The following is a 17,741-nucleotide window of genomic DNA, read 5'->3' on the forward strand; positions in this document are numbered from 1 at the left end:
ATTATTTTTTTTTAAATTTTACTCATGTTATTTATAATTTTCCAGCTTTTATCATCAATTGGCATTACTGAAAGTCTACTTTGTTTAATGAGCGCTAAATCCCTTAAATTCTTATTTTTTTTGATATTTTCAAGGGTCACTGTTTTAGAGAATTTGCTTTTAAATTGGACTGTTACTGCAACAAATCTTCCAGTCTTATCAGTTTTATCTAAATAGTGTTCTTTAATTACTTTTACTATTCCAACCACTTCTTTACCAATATTAGAGTGATAAAAAAAACATAGGTCTCCCTTCTTCATACTTTTTAGATTGTTTGCTGCTTGATAATTTCTAACACCATCCCAAGGTGCTCCTTTTTTTCCAGCCTTAATTTGTTGATCAATTGACCAAACGTTTGGTTCAGATTTTATTAGCCAATAATTCATTATTTAATTTATAATATAATAAGTTATATTTTAACTTTTTAAACAATTGTTGGGCAGTTAATATTTTAGTTTATGAGAGCAGCAAATTATTCATCGATGAATATATACAATCAAGATCAGATTAAAGAAATAAATAGCATTATTAGGTCTAATTTTGTACCAGGAAAAGATAATTTTGCATCAAAATCAAACAAAACTTCCGAGGTTAAATTTGTATATTACGGAAAGCTTCAAAAATATTTAGCTAAATTTGTAGACTTTTGTTTTACAGCAAACAATAATTTTTTTGGTTTTGATCTTCATCCACTAACTGATCTTAAAAAACTCAATTATAACATTTATGATACTGGTCAAGAATATACTTGGCATATAGATGCAGTTCCAGGCGATCCAGTTAGAGATATTAAATTAACAGCCTTATTAAATTTATCTGATGAGAATTATGAGGGTGGCGAATTATCTTTGTTCAGAGCTAATGAAATAATTTGCAATGAATTTAATCAACCTGGGAGCGCAATTATATTTCCCTCATTTATAAATCATAAAGTTAATAAGATAATATCAGGTAGAAGACATACTTTAGCAATTTGGTTGTCTGGGCCAAAATTTAGGTAAAAATTTTAAATTTTTACACCTGCACCTTTTAAAAATGCAGCTTTCTCGTCTAAAGGCCATCTTGGTTTTGCTGGATAATCTAAATTATTAAATTCATTCAATTTATATTTTTCCAGACCTACCATTGCGATCATTGCAGCATTATCCCCACAAAGTTCTATTGGTGGAAATATACTTTTGTAGTTATTAGCTTCACATAAATTAATTAACATAGATCTAATTTTTTTATTAGCAGCAACTCCGCCAGCTACTACAAAAACTTTTTCTTTTAATTCATTTTCTTTTTCAAATTCTTCAAATGCTATCTTAGTTTTCTTATAAAGAATTTCTTCAACTGTCTTTTGAAAAGAAGCTGCTAAGTCAAATTTTTCTTGATCTGTTTTTATAGTTTTTGAAATTTTTAAAATTGCAGTTTTTAATCCTGCAAAAGATAAATTGCATCCACCTTTATTAAAAATTGGTTTAGGTAAATCATATTTTTCAGGATTCCCTTTTTTTGCTAAAACTTCGATTTGTGGTCCACCAGGAAATTCAATTCCTAAAAGTTTAGCTGTTTTATCAAATGCTTCACCTAATGCGTCATCAATAGTTGTTCCTAACCTTTTATATTTTCCAAGACCTTGAACACTTAAATATTGTGAGTGACCTCCTGAAATTAATAATAATAGATAGGGATAATTTAAATGGGAATTTAACTTAGGACTTAATGCATGGCCCTCGAGATGGTTAACTGCTATAAAAGGTTTATTGATTGCGCTTGCAAAAGCTTTTCCAAAACTTAAACCAACCGACAAACAAACAATTAAACCTGGCCCAGCAGTTGAAGCAACAGCATCAATTTCTTCAATTTTTTTTCCACTATCTGAGATTGCTTTCTCAACAATCCAGTCTATTTTTTCTATATGTGATCTTGCGGCTAGTTCGGGAACTACTCCCCCAAATTCTTTGTGAACATCAACCTGACTAGAAACAATATTGGATAAAACTGTTGGAATTCCTTTGTCATTTTCAGTTATTATAGATGCTGCAGTTTCATCACAGCTAGTCTCTATTCCAAGAATTAAGGGTTTTTTACTCATTCAAATAGTTTTTAATAATTGTACAATCTCAATACAAGTAAGAAATAAATTTTTAATGAATAGAAAAATTATAATAGGCTCAAGAGGAAGTAAATTGGCTTTGCTTTATGCGCAAAAAGCTAAAGATAAAATTATTGAAGTTTTAGAATTACAAGATGATCAGATTGTCGTTCAAACAATAACTACAAAAGGTGATCAAATTCAGGATCGAAGATTGTCAGAGGTTGGTGGTAAGGGTTTATTTTCTAGTACGATTGAAAAAGAACTGAAAGAAAAAAAAATTGATATAGCGGTACATGCATTAAAAGATATGCCAGCCATTGAAACTGAAGGACTTAGAACTAATTCATTTTTACAAAGGACAGATCCAAGAGAAATTTTAATAACAAATGACAACAAAAATATTAAGGAATTAAAACAAAATGCAACAGTAGGAACCTCATCTTATAGAAGGGAATTTCAAATTAAAAAAATAAGATCAGATTTAAACTGTAAATTAATAAGAGGAAATGTAGATACCAGAATCAAAAAGCTAAGAGAAGGCATTTATGATGCAATAGTTTTATCTTATGCGGGTATAAAATATTTAAATTTAGATAATGAAATCTCTGAAATTTTTTCGACTGATCAAATTATTCCAAGTGCAGGCCAAGGTATTATTGCTTTACAGTGTAGAGATGATGATGATGAAATTATAAAAGTTTTGGAAAAAATAAATCATAAAGATACTTATATGAGAGCTCACATAGAGAGAAACATTTTAAAGGTATTGGAAGGTGACTGTGAAACTGCAATAGGTGCTCATTCAATTATAGAAGGGGATAAAATTACCGTTGAAGCTGAACTATTCTCACTAGATGGTTCTCAAATATTTTATGAAAAAAAATCTGGTAGTATTGATATGTTTAAAGAAATTGGAACAGAAGTTGGTAACACTTTAAAAATTAAATCAAATAATTCATATAAAAAGTAAAATGCATATTTTGTTAACTAGACCCATAGAAGATTGTTCAGAAATGATAGTTAAGTTTCAATCTTTAGATCATAAAGTTTCTCACCTTCCATTAATAAATATTCAAAAAGTTCAACATGAAGAAATTAACTCTGGTGATTATGGTGGTTTAATTTTTACAAGTTCTAATGCTGTAAAAAATTTAAATGTAGAAGATTTAGATAAAAAATTAATTTGTTTTTGTGTTGGTAGTGCTACAGAAAAAAAAGCTAGAAGTTTAGGATTTCAAAATACAATTGCTGCAGAAGGAAATGTTTCAAATCTTAAAGAACTAATTTTTCAAAATTATGAATTAAAAGAAACTCCACTTCTTTATATAAGTGGTGAGATCATAACAACTGATTTAGACCAACAATTATTAAAAGAAGGGTATGCAGTTAAACGTATTATTAATTATAAAGTAAATCATACTGAAAAATTTGATGAAAATTTTGTTAATGAATTAAAGCAGAATATACCTGATATTGTTTATGTTTATTCTCAAAATAGTGCCTCTAGTTTCTTAAATTTTATAAAAATCTATCAAACAGAAAACCTTTGGATGAATACAAACTTAATGTGTATAGGTGAAAAAACCTCGTCAATATTGAATGAAATCAAATGGAAAAAGATATTTCTTTTTAATCCTGGAGAAGAAGAGTTTTTGTTATATAAAATTTAGGTATGGAATTAATAAATAATTTTTCTGAAATATTTTTATCTGTTTGGAATAAAGGAATACTTGGTGTTGATATTTTTCAAATTTTAATTGGGATAGGGATATTCTTACTTTTTTTAGTCTTTAGAGGGTTAATTAGTAAATTAATTATAAAAAAATTAGAAATTATCTCAAAAAGAACAACAAACAAATTAGATGACACTTTTGTTCAGTCATTAATTGGTCCGGCTAGATTTTTACCAATTGTATTAGGTTTCTTTATTGCGAGTTACTACATGACTTTTTCAACAGAGGGTAGAGAAGTAGTTGATACAATTAATAGAACTTTAATTACGATATTAATTTTTTGGGTTATTCACCAAATTATAGAACCCATTTCATATATCTTAAGTGGACTAGATAAACTTTTAACTAGAGAACTTATTGGTTGGATAATTAAATCACTTAAGATTTTAATATTTATTTTAGGATTAGCTGCAGTACTAGAATTATGGGGTATTAAGATAGGACCAATTATTGCTGGTCTCGGTTTGTTCGGAGTTGCTGTTGCACTTGGAGCACAAGATTTATTTAAAAATTTAATTTCAGGAATTTTAGTATTAGTTGAAAAAAGATTTAAAATTGGAGATTGGATTGCAGTTGATGGGATCATTGAAGGTACAGTTGAAAAAATTGGTTTTAGATCAACAACTATAAGAAAGTTTGATAAATCTTTAGCGATTATTCCTAATTTTCAATTTGCAGAAAATGCTGTAGTTAATGTTAGCGAAACATCTAATTGGAGAATTAGATGGATAATTACATTGCAGTACGACTCTACGATTGATCAATTAAAAAAAATAAGAGAGGAAATTGAAAGTTATATAAACAACAGTGAAGACTTTAATCAATCAACTGGGGTTGCGGTTAGAATTGAGAAGTTTTCTGATAGTTCAATAGATTTATTGGTAAGATGTTTTACGAATTCAAATAGTTGGAGTAATTCACTAGAAGTTAAAGAGAGATTAGCAATTGAAATTAAGCAGATTGTAGAAAAAAATAAGGCCTCTTTTGCTTTCCCAAGTCAGTCAATTTATGTTGAGAAAAAATGATAGCAATTTTTTATTTAGTTTTACAGATTTTAAAATTGTATTCTTATGTTGTAATAGCAAATGTAGTTATAAGCTGGTTGATAGCATTTAATGTTTTAAATACTCAAAATAGATTTGTTTACTCAATTTTAGAGCTTACTTATAAATTAACTGAGCCAATACTTAATAAAATTAGACGTTTTTTACCCAATTTAGGATCACTAGATATTTCACCAATCATTCTTCTTCTATTGATTTGGTTTATTGAAATGTGTATGAAGCTCTACATTGCACCAATAATTTTTTAGAAAGTAAAATGATTTTAATTGACGGAAAAAAAGCTGCAGCTGAATTAAGAGAAGAATTAAAACAAGAAGTATCAGGACTTAAATCTAAATATAATAAAGTCCCAGGTTTAACCGTGATATTAATTGGAGATCTTACTCCAAGCCAAATTTATGTTCGTAATAAAGAAAAATCAGCAAATGAAGTAGGGTTAAAATCGGAAGTAATTAAATATCCAGATAGTGTTGAAGAAAAAACTGTTTTAGAAAAAATTGAAGAATTAAATAAAGATGAAACAGTATCAGGAATTTTAGTTCAATTGCCGTTACCAAAACATATAGATAAGCAAAAAGTAATTGAGGCCATCGATCCTTCCAAAGATGTAGATGGTTTTCATCCAATGAATGTTGGTAATCTTTCATCAGGTTATGAAAGTTCAGTTCCCTGTACGCCTCTAGGCTGTTATTTGTTAATTAAAAAAATTGAACCAAATTTAAGTGGAAAAAAAGCAGTAGTAGTTGGTAGATCAAATTTAAATGGAAAACCAATGACTCAACTACTCTTGAAAGAAAATTGTACTGTAACAATTACCCATTCAAAAACTAAAGATCTAAAAGCTGAATGTTTAGAAGCTGATATAATTGTTGCAGCAGTTGGAATACCCGAACTTGTAAAAGGAGATTGGGTTAAAAAAGATGCAATAGTAATTGATGTTGGTATCAATAAAACTGATAAAGGTATTGTTGGAGATGTTGATTTTGAAGATGTTTCAAAAAATGCAAAAGCTTTAACCCCAGTTCCAGGCGGTGTGGGACCAATGACTATCGCTTGTTTATTAAAAAACACAATTGAGTGTTTTAAAAGATCACAAAAATAAAGACTTTTTATATAAGTTTAATTGTCTCAAGGATATTTAAACTGATTTAATTACTGTTGTATTTGATAAGCTCGTTTTGATGAAAAAACCCAAATACGAATACAGGATTGCAATTATAATGATTTTATTAACTGCAGTTCCAATTGGAGCCACTCAATTGGGTTGGTATTTATATAACAAACAAGTTGGTTTTGATTTTGGAATGATTGCTGGAGTTTTTTCTGTTATCTTAGCTGGATATTTGATGTATGAAAAAGGTTGGAGAGATGAGGATGAGGATTAATTAATGGAAAAAATTATTTTTTTTGCTTTAGCAGTTCCAATTCTAGGATTTGTTTTTTACCTAGGTGGTTCTGCAATCATGAAGGGTTTTAAGGCTAAAGTTGATAATCGACCCAGTAAACCTGAGGAAACTGAAACAGGCTCTGAAACAGTAAATAGACTCTCAAATAGTAACGATTTAAGCTCTGAAATTTCTAAATTAAATGAGTTGTACAAAAATGGAGCTCTTACCCAAGAAGAGTTTGAGAAAGCTAAAAGTAAATTACTGAATAATTAAATTTAGACATGTTTAAGATAATTCCCAATAAAAAAAATATTGGGGCAGAAATTACTGGTAACGTTAAAAAAATTTCTAAAAAAGATTTTAAATTTTTTTTTAAAGCACTCGAACTTTATGGTATGATTTTTTTTAGAAGACAAAAACTAAATTCTTCACATTATATAGCGTTTGCTAAACATTTTGGTAAATTAGCAAAATATCCAAGACTAAAAGGATTAAGTAAGAAATATAAACAAATTACTGTCGTTCAAAGAAAAGCAACAGATAAAGGACCTAGTTTTGGAGAACAGTTTCACACAGACTCAATTTACACAAAAAAACCACCTAGATTTACAATGCTTTATTCTAAACTAGTTCCTAAAAAGGGTAGAGCAAATACTGAATTTTCCTCTCAATACTTAGCTTATGATTATTTGCCTAAATCAATAAAAAATAAATTACTAAAAGTGAAGGGAAGGTACTCTTCTGAAGGGCCAATTTCAGTTACTACAAGAGAAAGAGTAAAAGAGAAGGGTAGAAAGATTGATGAATTAAAATCTATTCATAAAATTATAAAAAAAATAAACTCTAAAAATACGATTTATTGCAGTCCCGGACATCTTGTAGGATTTTCTCCAAATTTAAAAAATTCTGAAAAAGTTAAAAAACAATTATTTAAGCACCAAGTTAAAAAAAAATTTCAATACTCATTAGAATGGGAAAAAGATCAGTTAGCTATTTGGGACAATAGATCCATGCTCCACCAAGCTACCCCTTTTAAAGGCAATAGAATTATGCATAGAATAACTATATTGTAGTTATAATAATTCGTTTAAGGATTTTACCTCACCAATATTAAATGTAATTGCATCTTCTCTTTTAAATCCATAATTTTCTGCATTATCTTTAAATCGAATTGGTGGTTCCATAATTGGCTCTAAAGATAAAACAAAAGTCCCCCAATGCATTCCTAATACTTTTTTGCTTTTAAGATCTTTTGCTACATTTAAAGCTTCTTCTGGAGTTGTGTGATAAATAGTTTTATCGAACATTGGTTTAAAATTATAGGCTCCAATGTTGATCATAGTAAGATCAATTGGACCATATTTTTCCCCTAATTCTTTATAAATATTTCCATAACCAGTATCGCATGCAAATAAAATTTTCCTATTTTTATATTCAATTAAAAAATTTCCCCACAAAGTTTTGTTTGTGTCTGTTAGGCTCCTTTTTGACCAATGAACTGCCGGTAGCAAGGTTACTTTTAAATCACTATTAATATTTTTATGATCATACCAATCCATTTCATTTACATCTTTGTAATTCTTAAAATATTTTCCAAGGTTAAGTGGAACCAACACTTTTGCATCCTTGTATGGAAAATTTCTGATAGTTGACATATCTTGATGATCATAATGATTGTGAGTTAATAAAAATAAATCTGTTTTTGGAATTTCGTTTAGATCTAAAGCAGGTTTAGTAAATCTTTTTGGTCCAAATATTAACGGACCTGCATTTTTTGAAAAAACAGGATCAGTAATAATTGTTGTATTACCTAATTTAATTAAATAAGTAGCGTGCCCAATCCAGGCAATGTAATCACCATCTTTGTATTTTTCTAAATCAGATTTAACTTTTTCTTTTTCGACAACATGTTCATTTGGAAAATTAAGACTAATTTTTTTTCTTAGTTTACTGAAAGTTCTATAAGAAAATTTACCCGACCTAGATATCACAACAGGCGAACCTTTAGGATTTCGAAAAGTTCCATCTGATAAATGGTGATAAGGTTTCTCTTTCATTACATTAATTATTTTTTTCCATTAGCCACAAATCATCTCCAGCTAAAAAGTAAATTTTCCCATCAATAGGGTGAACTTGTATGTCTCTAATTCTCCCAATTTTATCCTTAAAAATAATTTCCTCTTGGATTTCAGATGTGTTTGAAAATATTAATTTTCTTAAAGATTTATCTTTAAGGGAAGTAATTAATGCATGACCATTCCATTCTTTAAACTCTTTACCTTTATAAATTTTAATGGCACTTGCAGCGATTGATGGAACCCAATATCGAATGGCTTTTGTAAATCCTGGTTTCCATTTTGGACCAATTTTAGTACCTGAGTAATTTGTTCCTCCCCATCCTAAAATTTTCCAACCATAATTTTCTCCTTTTTTGGCCTCTCCAAACCAATCACCACCTCTTGCTCCATGATTGCTCATATAAATTTTTCCATCAAATTCTGAAAAAGTTAAACCCTGAGGATTTCTAACTCCTATCTGGTATATCTCTGGAAGCCAATCTGGCTTACCTTCAAACTTAGGGTTATCTTTTGGAATACTTCCATCTAAATTAATTCTAATAATACTGCCCGGATGTTGAGTTGGATCTTGAGCAATCATATTCAAGCCTCTTTCACCTGCAGAAGCAAATAAGTAATTTTCCTTGATAGCAAGTCTCGATCCAAAATGATATCCAGACTCAATTGGTGGATTTGCTTGAAATATATTCTTAAAATTTAAAGAATTCTTATTTAAATCTGCTTTTGCAATTGAGGTACTGGTTTTCCAGTCTCCTCTATTTTCTGAATATGAAATCCATAATTTTTTATCTTTATGAATAATATCTAAAAGACCACCTTGACCATGAACAAAATAGTTTAAATTATGTTCAACTTCAGAAATATTTTTTGAAACAATGTTAATTATTTTAATTTTGCCACCTTTTTCTGTAACAATTAATTCTTCATTATTAATGAAACTTGAACCCCATGGTTCACTAAAAGATCCTAATTTTTCAAAATTATAATTTTTGGAATTTGCTGTTGTAGAAATTAAAATAAAAAAAAATATAAAAATAAATTTTTTCACTTTATGAAAGTTTAGATCTACCACCATCTACAGCTATAACTTGACCAGTGATCCAAGAACTATCTTCTGTAAGTAAAAATTTAGCAAGTGATGCTGAATCTTTTCCCTCCCCTAATCTTTTTAATGGATGAGCTTTTGCAATACCTTCTGCTAAAGCAGCATTTTTTAACATTGGTTCAGCAATTTTAGATTTTGTTAAGCTTGGTGCCACACAATTTACTCTTATGTTTGGAGCAAATTCTGCAGCTAAAGAAACAGTCAGACCTTCAACAGCTGCCTTTGCTGACGCTATAATTGCATGATTGGTGAAACCTCTTTGTGCGGCAACAGTTGAAAACATTACAATTGAACCTTTATTTTTTTTTAAAGTTTCTTGATATCCCTTGATAGCCTCGACAGCAGAATAAAGATTAAGTTTCATACATTTTTGAAAATCTTGTTCATTAATCATTCTAAGTGGCTTTAAGTCTATGGATCCTACACAGTAGGCCAATCCTTTGATTTCAGAAATATCTGATTTAACTTTTTCTATAAATCCATCCTCCAAAACATCCGCAACAGTATGTGAGCACCCAAGCTTTTCTACAATTGGAGCAAGTTCACTTTCATTTCTTGCAACTAAATGAATATCATTTCCTGAATTTTTTAATTGTTCTGCTAAACTAGATCCAATCGAGCCAGTTGCACCAAAAATAAGATATTTTTCTGACATAAAAATTTTTATTAGTTATATTTAAATATGAAGTTATTTTTTATACTTGGCAATCAATTATTTCCAACAAAATACATTGACCGCTTCAAAAAAGACCATCTATTTTTTATGGCCGAAGACAAGGGTTTATGCACCTATGAAAAGCATCATAAACAAAAAATTTTATTATTTTTATCATCAATGCGATCTTATGCTGATCAATTAAAGAAAAATAAATTTAAATTAGACTATGTCAAAATTGAAGACAAAGAGTTTCATGATGATTATTTAAAAAAGTTAAAAAAAATTATTACTCAAAAAAAAATAAAAGAGATTTCTAGTTTCGAAGTAGAGGATAAATTTTTTGAAAAAAAAATTTCACAATTTTTAAAAAAAGAAAAAATTAATTGGCATGTAATTCAAACACCAATGTTTTTAAATTCTAGAGAAGATTTTAAAAATTATTTATCAAAATCAAAAAAACCATTTATGGCAACTTTCTATAAGGATGTTAGAAAAAAATCTGGAATATTGATGGGGTCAGATGGTAATCCAATCGGAGGTAAATGGAGTTTTGATGAAGATAACAGAAATAAATTACCAAAAGATACATCAATTCCTAAATTTCCAAAAATTAATGAAACTAGTCACACAAAAAAATTGAAGCCTATTATTGAGAAGGAATTTAAAAACCATCCAGGGAGTACAGATAATTTTTGGTTTGCTACTGAATATGACGATGTAGTTAAACTTTTAAACTTTTTTATAAAAGAAAAATCTAATCTATTTGGTGATTATGAGGATGCTGTTGATCAAAAAGATAATATTCTTTTTCATAGCGCTTTAAGTCCTTATATAAATTTAGGCATAATAACACCTGAATTTGTAATCCAAAAAATTTTAGATTTTCATAAAAAAAATAAAATTAGAATGAATTCCTTAGAGGGTTATGTGCGTCAGGTAATTGGATGGAGAGAATTTATGCGTGGAATTTACCAGTCCTACTCGCATGAAATGGAAACAGGAAATTTTTTTAAACAGAATAGAAAAATGAAAAGTTCATGGTATGAGGGTACTACTGGTCTTCCACCATTAGATTATGCGATTAAAAATGCAGTCAATCATGGTTGGTCACATCACATTGAAAGATTAATGATCTTATCCAACATCATGAACCTTTGTGAGATAAAGCCCACAATTGTTTACAAGTGGTTTATGGAGATGTTTGTAGACTCATCAGATTGGGTAATGGTTCCCAATGTTTATGGAATGGGATTGTTTAGTGATGGAGGGATTTTCGCCACTAAACCTTATATTTGTGGATCTGCATATTTTATGAAAATGATGGACTTTAAAAAAGGTGATTGGTGTAATACCATGGATGGTCTTTATTGGAGATTCATAGATCGGAACAGAAAATTCTTTTTAAAAAATCCAAGACTATCAATGATGGTTAGAATTTTTGATAAAATGAAAGATGAGAGAAAAAAAATGATTTTATCAGAGGCTGATAAATTTATTAAACAAAATACAAACTAAACTTTATGTATATTGCCATTACTGGTTTAAAGCCAAAAAATTTTTTTTCAAAATTAAGATTTTGGTTATTAGCAATCCCATCTTTTAGGGCAGCACAAAAAGCTGAAGGAAACATATTTTGTGAAACGAAGCCATTTAACGGATACCAGCATACTTTAACAGCTTGGAAAGATAGAAAGCTGATGGTTAAATATTTAAATGGAACTGAGCACTCAAAAGCAATGAGAAATTTTAGAGCAATTGCAACAGGTTCTACATATGGTTATGAAAGTGATCATATTCCAAATTGGGATGAAGCTTTAGATCTTTGGAATAAAAATTTTAAAGAATATTAAATTGAAAAAACAAAACTTACCTTCAAAAATATGTCTTGTATGTAAAAGACCATTTACGTGGCGAAAAAAATGGAAACTTAATTGGGATAGAGTAAAATATTGTTCCAAAAAGTGTTCTAAGCTAAGTTAATCATAGTGAATATAATTGTACTACAACATATTAAAATAGAGGATCCAGGCTACATTAAAGATTTAATGCTATCTGATGGATTTAATTTAACCACAATAGAGTTAGACGAAGGTGAAAAAATACCAGAGGATCTTAGTAAATTTGATGGTATGTTTTGTATGGGAGGACCAATGGATACCTATATGGAAAAAGAATATCCATGGTTAATTGAAGAAAAGAAAAAAATTAAAGAATTTGTTGTAGATTTGAGAAAACCATATTTAGGTTTTTGCTTGGGCTGCCAATTATTAGGAGAGGTAGTGGGTGGTAAAGTTGTTAAATCAAATCCTGCAGAAATTGGTATTATGGATATTGATTTTTCTAAAGAAAAAGAAAACGATAATTTGTTTTCACAATTTCCTGATAAAATAAAAAGTTTACAATGGCATTCCTATGAGGTCCAGGGAATCGAAAACAATAATGATATAACTTTATTGGCTTCCTCACCGATTACTAAATATCAAATATTTAAATATCAAAACCACGCTTATGGAATTCAATTTCATATAGAAATAAAAGATACAACAGTCAATGAATGGGGATGTGTTCCTGAATATAAGAAAGCTTTAGAGGATCAGCTTGGGAGTGATGCTTTAAAAAAGTTTGATCAATCAGCAAAAGATAATATGAATGACATGAACAATTATTCTACAATCCTTTATAATAATTTCAAAAAACTTCTATGATTTGCATAAAGACTGAAATACCTAATGAGCTAAACGATATAGATGATGAACTTAAAGCAATCTACCACAGCAAAGATACAGTCTGTTTTTACATTTTTAAAACAAGAGAGTTAAGAAATGAATTTTTAGAAAAAACAAAGGGTATGAACAAAAGTGAGCGTGAAGAGATATATAAAAATTATGAATAATAAAATTTTTGAATGGGCAGGGGTTATAACAGCAATATTATATTCTTTATTTGTAGCTTTAAACATAGGTATAGAATTTTTTGGATTTTGTTTATTGCTTCTGTCAGCTATTTTAATTGGAATTTGGGCTTATAGAGGTGGCCATAAAGGAATTCTTTTACTTCAATTCTTCTATGCGACTGCTGGAATTATAGGTATGGTCCGATGGTTTTAACTGAAGGTTGAAACAATTTTAGGAATATAATTTTTAAAATTAAAAAAACCCTTATTACAATATTGCCAAGCTAACTGATCAAGGTTTCTGTATAAAAAACTCACATTTATATCATTTGAATTTAAGTAGTCTAAATTTTCACCAACTGCTGGATACAAACCATAACGATTTTCAATGTTTGTCACTTCACTTATATCAATTAACTGAAAATCAATAGATTGATTTTTTAATCTTTGTTCTTGGTCTTCTATTAACTGAGATTTAAATTTCACTAATTTTTCACTGAGTTTAATAGATCTATTTTCGTTTTTGTTATAAACTAAGTAAATTTTCTTAAAGTTTTTTTCTTTAAAGTCAGTGATTTCAAATGAGAGATTATTATCAAAAATTAAAAGATTTTTTTCTTCAATATTTTGTGGGTTAGTAAAATCTTGTTTTATTATTTGATAAGATTTTTCTGAAATTTTCGGAGGAGCGTTTTCATTCAATTTTATATTTTGAAATCTATTGTTCGTGAATTTTTTAATATTCCATTCACTAGCAAGATAGTGTTTGCCTTGAGTTTGGATACCCGCAACCCATCTCCATCCTAGAGTATTTGATGCAGCATCTCCATCATATAGATGTTTCATGAAAAATTCCGCACCTAGTTGCCAAGGTAGTTCTAAAGTAAAAATCCAAATACTAGCAAACCACATTCTTGTGTGATTATGCAGATAATTGTTTTCTTTTAGCTCGTTAACCCACTCATTGAAGCATTCAATAACTGTTTTTCCTTCTATTGCTGAGATGTAATTTTTATTATTTTTAAACTCATTTTTTATTTGATTTAATTCAATAAGATAATCTGTCCAAACATTTGGTCTTAGCTCTAGCCAACCTTTCCAATAAGTTCTCCATAAAACTTCTTGAATAAATTTTTCATTTTTTGAAAAAGAAAATTTGCTTAGAGCTTTCTGGATGACTTCTTTTTCATTTATAATTCCGTGTGTTATGTATGGAGATAAGCATGATATATTGGATCTTTTTTCAGGACCAAAATCAAAATTTCTTAATTTAGAATAATCTGCAAGACCATTATTTATGAAATCGTCTAATTTATTTAATGCTTCATATCTGGAAGTTTCAAATATCATTTTAATTACAGTTTGTTTTAATTACATCTTCTAGCACAGTTGCACTTTGAGCACCTGAAATAAAATCATTTCCTATCTCATAAAACGGAACACCACTTATATTTTTTTTTTTAGCAATTAATATTTTTGAATTTACATCCTCAATATTTTTATCATTGATAAAGTTTTTAAAGATCTCTTCAGAAATATCATGTTGTTTTGCAATATTGGTTAAAACATCAATATCTCCTATGTCGAGACCATCAATAAAATATGATTGATAAATTTTTTCTTTTATCTGGTTTTGTATATTAAATTTTTCACTCAAAATTATTAGTAAATGAGATAGAACTGTATTTGGAGTTTTTTTTATATTATCTAAATTAAAATTCATTCCAGCCTCTTTTGCTTTTAATTTCATATTTTCATACATGGGATTTGCAAATTTTTTCCCACCAAATTTTATCTCAAGATATTTATCACGAGTAATTCCCTCAAGAGGCATATCTGGGTTTAATTGAAAAGGTATATGTTTAATTTCAAATTTTATGTTTGGAAATTTTTTAATCGCTGTATTTAAATTTTTATGACCTATGTAACACCATCCACAAATAGTGTCTGCGAATATATTTATTTTCATTTATTTATGAACGAAGTTTTTTCTTATGAAAATTAATAAATCTTTCAACATTAGATTTGTTAAATGTTTTATTTTCTTCAAATGAAACTTTTTTCATAGAGTAGGCTGAACTGTTTGTAATTCGAGACTCGATTATTACATTTCCTTTATAAAGTTTAAGTTTTACTGAGCCATTAACTTTGTTTCTTTTAAGATCAACAATTTTTTGAAGTTTAAATCTTTCTTTTGAATACCAATAACCATTATAAATAAGTTCAGCATATCTTGGCATAATCTGATCTTTTTTATGCATTGTTTCTTTATCTAAAGTTACAGACTCGATTGCTCTATGTGCATGAATTAATAAAGTTCCACCTGGTGTTTCGTATACACCTCGAGACTTTATTCCAATAAATCTGTTTTCAACTAAATCGACTCTTCCTATTCCATTTTTTCCAGCAATGTTGTTCAATTTTTCTAATAGTTTTGAAGGAGACATTTTTTTTCCATTAATTGCAAAGGGATCTCCATTTTTAAAATTGATGGTAATAAATGAAGGCTTGTTTGGAGCTCTCTCAGGAGAACTTGTTCTTTGGAAAATAAATTCTGGCGCAGAATTTTTTGGATTTTCTAATACTTTCCCTTCAGTTGATGTATGAAATAAATTGTCATCTACTGAAAAAGGTGGAGCACCTTTTTTATCTTTTGGTATTGGTATCCCATGTTTTTTTGCATAGTTAATTAAATCAGTTCTTGATCTTAATTTCCAAATTCTCCATGGAGCAATAATTTTTATTTTTGGTCCAAAGTAATGATAGCCTAATTCAAACCTTACTTGGTCGTTTCCTTTTCCTGTAGCACCATGTGAAACTGCATTAGCTTTAAATTTTTTAGCAACTCTTATTTGGTCTTTGGCAATCAATGGTCTAGCAATAGAAGTCCCTAAAAGATACACCCCTTCATAAATCGCATGTCCTCTAATCATTGGATAAACGTAATCTTTTACAAAAACATCTTTTAAATCTTGGATAATAATATTTTTGACACCAAATTTTTTCGCATTCTTAAAAATTTTTTTTCTATCAATTTCTTGACCAACATCAGCAGTGTAACAAATTACTTCAGCGTTATAATTTTCTTGAAGCCATTTTAAAATTATGGATGTATCTAAACCGCCTGAGTAGGCAAGTACAATTTTATTTTTTGATTTCATTTAATTATGTGCAAGCTTTTTTTGATGCATTGTACGCTTTGGTAAATCCAAGCAAAGAATAATGATCAATTGTTTGGGATCCATTTTGATTGTATCCAGTAATCATTATTCTTGATCCCTTCTTCATTCTACTAATCATTTTTACTTCAATTTTGTTATCAGCAATCCATGCAAATCCTTGTTGCATTATATCAAACTTAAATTTGTTCTTTCCAGATGCTGCAATAACAGAATTCTTGTTATTAAATTCATATCCAGGAGTAACACTTACTTCATTTGAAATATTTTCTTCTGGTCTAAAAGTTACAAATAATTTTGCATCTCTTTTGTTTGATTTTGGTGCTTGAAGTACAGGTACTGATTGAGCAAAACATACTTTGCCATCAGGTTCATATGCCACCATTGCCTCCCAATCTTTGTATTTACCAATTTTTTTTACTTCCTGAGCAAATAGATGATTTGAACTTAAGATAAGTATAGTTGATAAAATTAATATTTTTTTAATTAAGGACATGGGTTTGGATAAATTGTTTGAACTTGATTGATTTCTTCAATGACATCATTAGATAAATTTACATTTACACTTTCTATATCTGATTTCAACTGCCCCATTGTAGTTGCACCTATAATTACACTTGTCATAAATTCTTGAATTTCACAGAATTTAATAGACATTTGAGTCATATTTAAATTGTGTTTCTCACAGATTTTAAAATAAAGTTCTACTGCAGCCTCTGTGTTAGGTTTTCTATATCTTGTCCAAAAATCAAAGTCTCTTTCCATTCTTGATCCTTTAGGAAAATTTTTATTTCTGTACTTTCCCGTCAAGTATCCACTTGCTAGCGGTGAATATGCAAGGCATCCAATTTTTTCTCTAATAGAAACCTCGGCTAATCCCACTTCATAAGATCTATTTAGTAAGCTGTATGGATTTTGAATAGACATCATTCTTGGTAAATTTTTATCTTTTGATAGCTGTAAATAATTTAACGCTCCCCAAGGAGTTTCGTTTGAAAGACCAACGTATCTTATTTTCCCAGCTTTAATATATTTATCTAATTCCCCAAGAACATCTTCAAATTTATTCCATTCATTTTCTTTATGAACATAACCAAGTCTTCCAAAATTATTTACATTTCTTTCTGGCCAATGCAGTTGATATAAATCAATATAATCTGTTTTAAGTCTTTTGAGACTATTGTTCAAAGCCGACTCTAAGTTTGGACCTGTAAAACTATTTTCTCCATTTCTTAAATAATCTCTTGCTGGACCAGCAACTTTTGTAGCTAAAATAACTTCTTTTCTTTTTTTTGTTTTTTCAAACCAATTACCAATTATTTCTTCAGTGTCTCCATAAGTTTCTTTACGAGGAGGAACTGCATACAATTCAGCTGTGTCCCAAAAATTTACTCCATTGCTTAAAGCAAAGTCCATTTGTTCAAATGCTTCATCTGGAGTATTTTGTTCTCCCCAAGTCATTGTACCGAGACAAATTGTACTTACATCAAGATCGGTATTTCCCAATTTTTTGTAATTCAT

At 29.0% G+C, this 17,741-nt stretch carries 25 protein-coding genes; 15 read left to right on the forward strand and 10 right to left on the reverse strand.

The features are described from left to right. Window positions 1-11 precede the first annotated feature (11 nt). Window positions 12-425 carry an EVE domain-containing protein gene (locus ACTTAY_RS04300; RefSeq protein ID WP_440672508.1) on the reverse strand — a complete coding sequence of 138 codons (414 nt, stop codon included), beginning with the start codon at window positions 423-425 and terminating at the stop codon, window positions 12-14. Between the two features lie 72 nt (window positions 426-497). Here ACTTAY_RS04300 and ACTTAY_RS04305 point away from each other — a divergent pair, with 72 nt between their 5' ends. Further along, window positions 498-1,040, forward strand: coding sequence for a 2OG-Fe(II) oxygenase (locus tag ACTTAY_RS04305; RefSeq protein WP_440672509.1), 543 nt, complete (start codon window positions 498-500; stop codon window positions 1,038-1,040). 5 nt (window positions 1,041-1,045) lie between these two features. Here ACTTAY_RS04305 and tsaD read toward each other — a convergent pair whose 3' ends face one another. Further along, window positions 1,046-2,119, reverse strand: coding sequence for a tRNA (adenosine(37)-N6)-threonylcarbamoyltransferase complex transferase subunit TsaD (gene tsaD, locus ACTTAY_RS04310; protein ID WP_440672510.1), 1,074 nt, complete (start codon window positions 2,117-2,119; stop codon window positions 1,046-1,048). Between the two features lie 55 nt (window positions 2,120-2,174). On the opposite strand from tsaD, the gene hemC reads away from it, so the two are divergent. The 8 genes from hemC (at window position 2,175) to ACTTAY_RS04350 (ending at window position 7,380) form a co-directional block, all read left to right on the forward strand. Further along, window positions 2,175-3,092 carry a hydroxymethylbilane synthase gene (gene hemC / locus ACTTAY_RS04315; protein ID WP_440672511.1) on the forward strand — a complete coding sequence of 306 codons (918 nt, stop codon included), beginning with the start codon at window positions 2,175-2,177 and terminating at the stop codon, window positions 3,090-3,092. Window position 3,093: 1 nt separating this feature from the next. Further along, complete coding sequence (locus tag ACTTAY_RS04320; RefSeq protein WP_440672512.1) at window positions 3,094-3,792, forward strand: uroporphyrinogen-III synthase; 699 nt, start codon at window positions 3,094-3,096, stop codon at window positions 3,790-3,792. Between the two features lie 2 nt (window positions 3,793-3,794). Then, complete coding sequence (locus ACTTAY_RS04325; RefSeq protein WP_262589969.1) at window positions 3,795-4,880, forward strand: mechanosensitive ion channel family protein; 1,086 nt, start codon at window positions 3,795-3,797, stop codon at window positions 4,878-4,880. After that, window positions 4,877-5,167, forward strand: a complete 291-nt coding sequence (locus tag ACTTAY_RS04330; protein ID WP_262589968.1) for a YggT family protein — start codon at window positions 4,877-4,879, stop codon at window positions 5,165-5,167. The genes ACTTAY_RS04325 and ACTTAY_RS04330 overlap by 4 nt, the downstream gene beginning before the upstream one ends. Before the next feature lie 8 nt (window positions 5,168-5,175). Continuing rightward, entirely contained in the window at window positions 5,176-6,021 is an 846-nt protein-coding gene (gene folD, locus ACTTAY_RS04335; protein ID WP_440635371.1) for a bifunctional methylenetetrahydrofolate dehydrogenase/methenyltetrahydrofolate cyclohydrolase FolD, read from the forward strand. Between the two features lie 79 nt (window positions 6,022-6,100). Beyond that, entirely contained in the window at window positions 6,101-6,304 is a 204-nt protein-coding gene (locus ACTTAY_RS04340) for a hypothetical protein (RefSeq protein ID WP_262589965.1), read from the forward strand. A 3-nt stretch (window positions 6,305-6,307) separates the two neighbouring features. Then, a complete protein-coding gene (locus ACTTAY_RS04345; RefSeq protein ID WP_440672513.1) occupies window positions 6,308-6,580 on the forward strand; it encodes an SHOCT domain-containing protein in 273 nt (90 codons plus the stop codon). 8 nt (window positions 6,581-6,588) lie between these two features. Continuing rightward, window positions 6,589-7,380 carry a TauD/TfdA dioxygenase family protein gene (locus tag ACTTAY_RS04350; protein WP_440672514.1) on the forward strand — a complete coding sequence of 264 codons (792 nt, stop codon included), beginning with the start codon at window positions 6,589-6,591 and terminating at the stop codon, window positions 7,378-7,380. On the opposite strand, the gene ACTTAY_RS04355 is transcribed toward ACTTAY_RS04350, so the two are convergent. The 3 genes from ACTTAY_RS04355 to ACTTAY_RS04365 are packed head-to-tail and all read right to left on the reverse strand — an operon-like array spanning window position 7,381 to window position 10,145. Continuing rightward, window positions 7,381-8,364: an MBL fold metallo-hydrolase gene (locus tag ACTTAY_RS04355; protein ID WP_440672515.1), complete on the reverse strand. Its 984-nt coding sequence runs from the start codon at window positions 8,362-8,364 to the stop codon at window positions 7,381-7,383. Window positions 8,365-8,368: 4 nt separating this feature from the next. Then, window positions 8,369-9,460: a PQQ-dependent sugar dehydrogenase gene (locus ACTTAY_RS04360; protein WP_440672516.1), complete on the reverse strand. Its 1,092-nt coding sequence runs from the start codon at window positions 9,458-9,460 to the stop codon at window positions 8,369-8,371. Further along, window positions 9,435-10,145 (reverse strand): SDR family NAD(P)-dependent oxidoreductase, encoded by a 711-nt coding sequence (locus tag ACTTAY_RS04365; protein ID WP_440672517.1) that lies wholly within the window; start codon window positions 10,143-10,145, stop codon window positions 9,435-9,437. The genes ACTTAY_RS04360 and ACTTAY_RS04365 overlap by 26 nt, the downstream gene beginning before the upstream one ends. Window positions 10,146-10,172: 27 nt before the next feature. Between ACTTAY_RS04365 and ACTTAY_RS04370 the strand changes: the two genes are divergently transcribed. Genes ACTTAY_RS04370 through ACTTAY_RS04395 form a run of 6 tightly spaced genes read left to right on the forward strand, consistent with a single transcriptional unit; the run spans window position 10,173 to window position 13,255 of the window. Further along, window positions 10,173-11,663 carry a cryptochrome/photolyase family protein gene (locus ACTTAY_RS04370; protein ID WP_440672518.1) on the forward strand — a complete coding sequence of 497 codons (1,491 nt, stop codon included), beginning with the start codon at window positions 10,173-10,175 and terminating at the stop codon, window positions 11,661-11,663. A gap of 5 nt (window positions 11,664-11,668) precedes the next feature. Beyond that, window positions 11,669-11,998 (forward strand): hypothetical protein, encoded by a 330-nt coding sequence (locus ACTTAY_RS04375; RefSeq protein WP_262589956.1) that lies wholly within the window; start codon window positions 11,669-11,671, stop codon window positions 11,996-11,998. A 1-nt stretch (window position 11,999) separates the two neighbouring features. Then, entirely contained in the window at window positions 12,000-12,128 is a 129-nt protein-coding gene (locus ACTTAY_RS04380; protein WP_440672519.1) for a DUF2256 domain-containing protein, read from the forward strand. Between the two features lie 5 nt (window positions 12,129-12,133). Next, window positions 12,134-12,853, forward strand: coding sequence for a type 1 glutamine amidotransferase (locus ACTTAY_RS04385; RefSeq protein WP_440672520.1), 720 nt, complete (start codon window positions 12,134-12,136; stop codon window positions 12,851-12,853). Beyond that, the gene (locus ACTTAY_RS04390) at window positions 12,850-13,041 is read left to right on the forward strand and encodes a hypothetical protein (RefSeq protein WP_262589953.1); all 192 of its coding nucleotides are present in this window, start codon (window positions 12,850-12,852) and stop codon (window positions 13,039-13,041) included. The genes ACTTAY_RS04385 and ACTTAY_RS04390 overlap by 4 nt, the downstream gene beginning before the upstream one ends. Then, window positions 13,034-13,255 carry a hypothetical protein gene (locus ACTTAY_RS04395; protein WP_023854586.1) on the forward strand — a complete coding sequence of 74 codons (222 nt, stop codon included), beginning with the start codon at window positions 13,034-13,036 and terminating at the stop codon, window positions 13,253-13,255. Before ACTTAY_RS04390 ends, ACTTAY_RS04395 begins: the two co-directional genes overlap by 8 nt. Here ACTTAY_RS04395 and ACTTAY_RS04400 read toward each other — a convergent pair. Genes ACTTAY_RS04400 through ACTTAY_RS04420 form a run of 5 tightly spaced genes read right to left on the reverse strand, consistent with a single transcriptional unit; the run spans window position 13,252 to window position 17,741 of the window. Further along, window positions 13,252-14,391, reverse strand: coding sequence for an FAD-binding domain-containing protein (locus tag ACTTAY_RS04400; protein WP_440672521.1), 1,140 nt, complete (start codon window positions 14,389-14,391; stop codon window positions 13,252-13,254). The two genes, ACTTAY_RS04395 and ACTTAY_RS04400, sit on opposite strands and share 4 nt — an antisense overlap. Before the next feature lies 1 nt (window position 14,392). After that, complete coding sequence (locus tag ACTTAY_RS04405; RefSeq protein WP_440672522.1) at window positions 14,393-15,010, reverse strand: DsbA family oxidoreductase; 618 nt, start codon at window positions 15,008-15,010, stop codon at window positions 14,393-14,395. 4 nt (window positions 15,011-15,014) lie between these two features. Further along, window positions 15,015-16,202: an argininosuccinate synthase gene (locus tag ACTTAY_RS04410; RefSeq protein WP_440672523.1), complete on the reverse strand. Its 1,188-nt coding sequence runs from the start codon at window positions 16,200-16,202 to the stop codon at window positions 15,015-15,017. 4 nt (window positions 16,203-16,206) lie between these two features. Continuing rightward, window positions 16,207-16,716 (reverse strand): invasion associated locus B family protein, encoded by a 510-nt coding sequence (locus ACTTAY_RS04415; protein ID WP_440672524.1) that lies wholly within the window; start codon window positions 16,714-16,716, stop codon window positions 16,207-16,209. Then, the gene (locus ACTTAY_RS04420; protein ID WP_440672525.1) at window positions 16,707-17,741 is read right to left on the reverse strand and encodes an aldo/keto reductase; all 1,035 of its coding nucleotides are present in this window, start codon (window positions 17,739-17,741) and stop codon (window positions 16,707-16,709) included. The genes ACTTAY_RS04415 and ACTTAY_RS04420 overlap by 10 nt, the downstream gene beginning before the upstream one ends.

The sequence above is a fragment of the Candidatus Pelagibacter sp. HIMB1715 genome, assembly GCF_052047595.1.
Lineage (GTDB): Bacteria > Pseudomonadota > Alphaproteobacteria > Pelagibacterales > Pelagibacteraceae > Pelagibacter.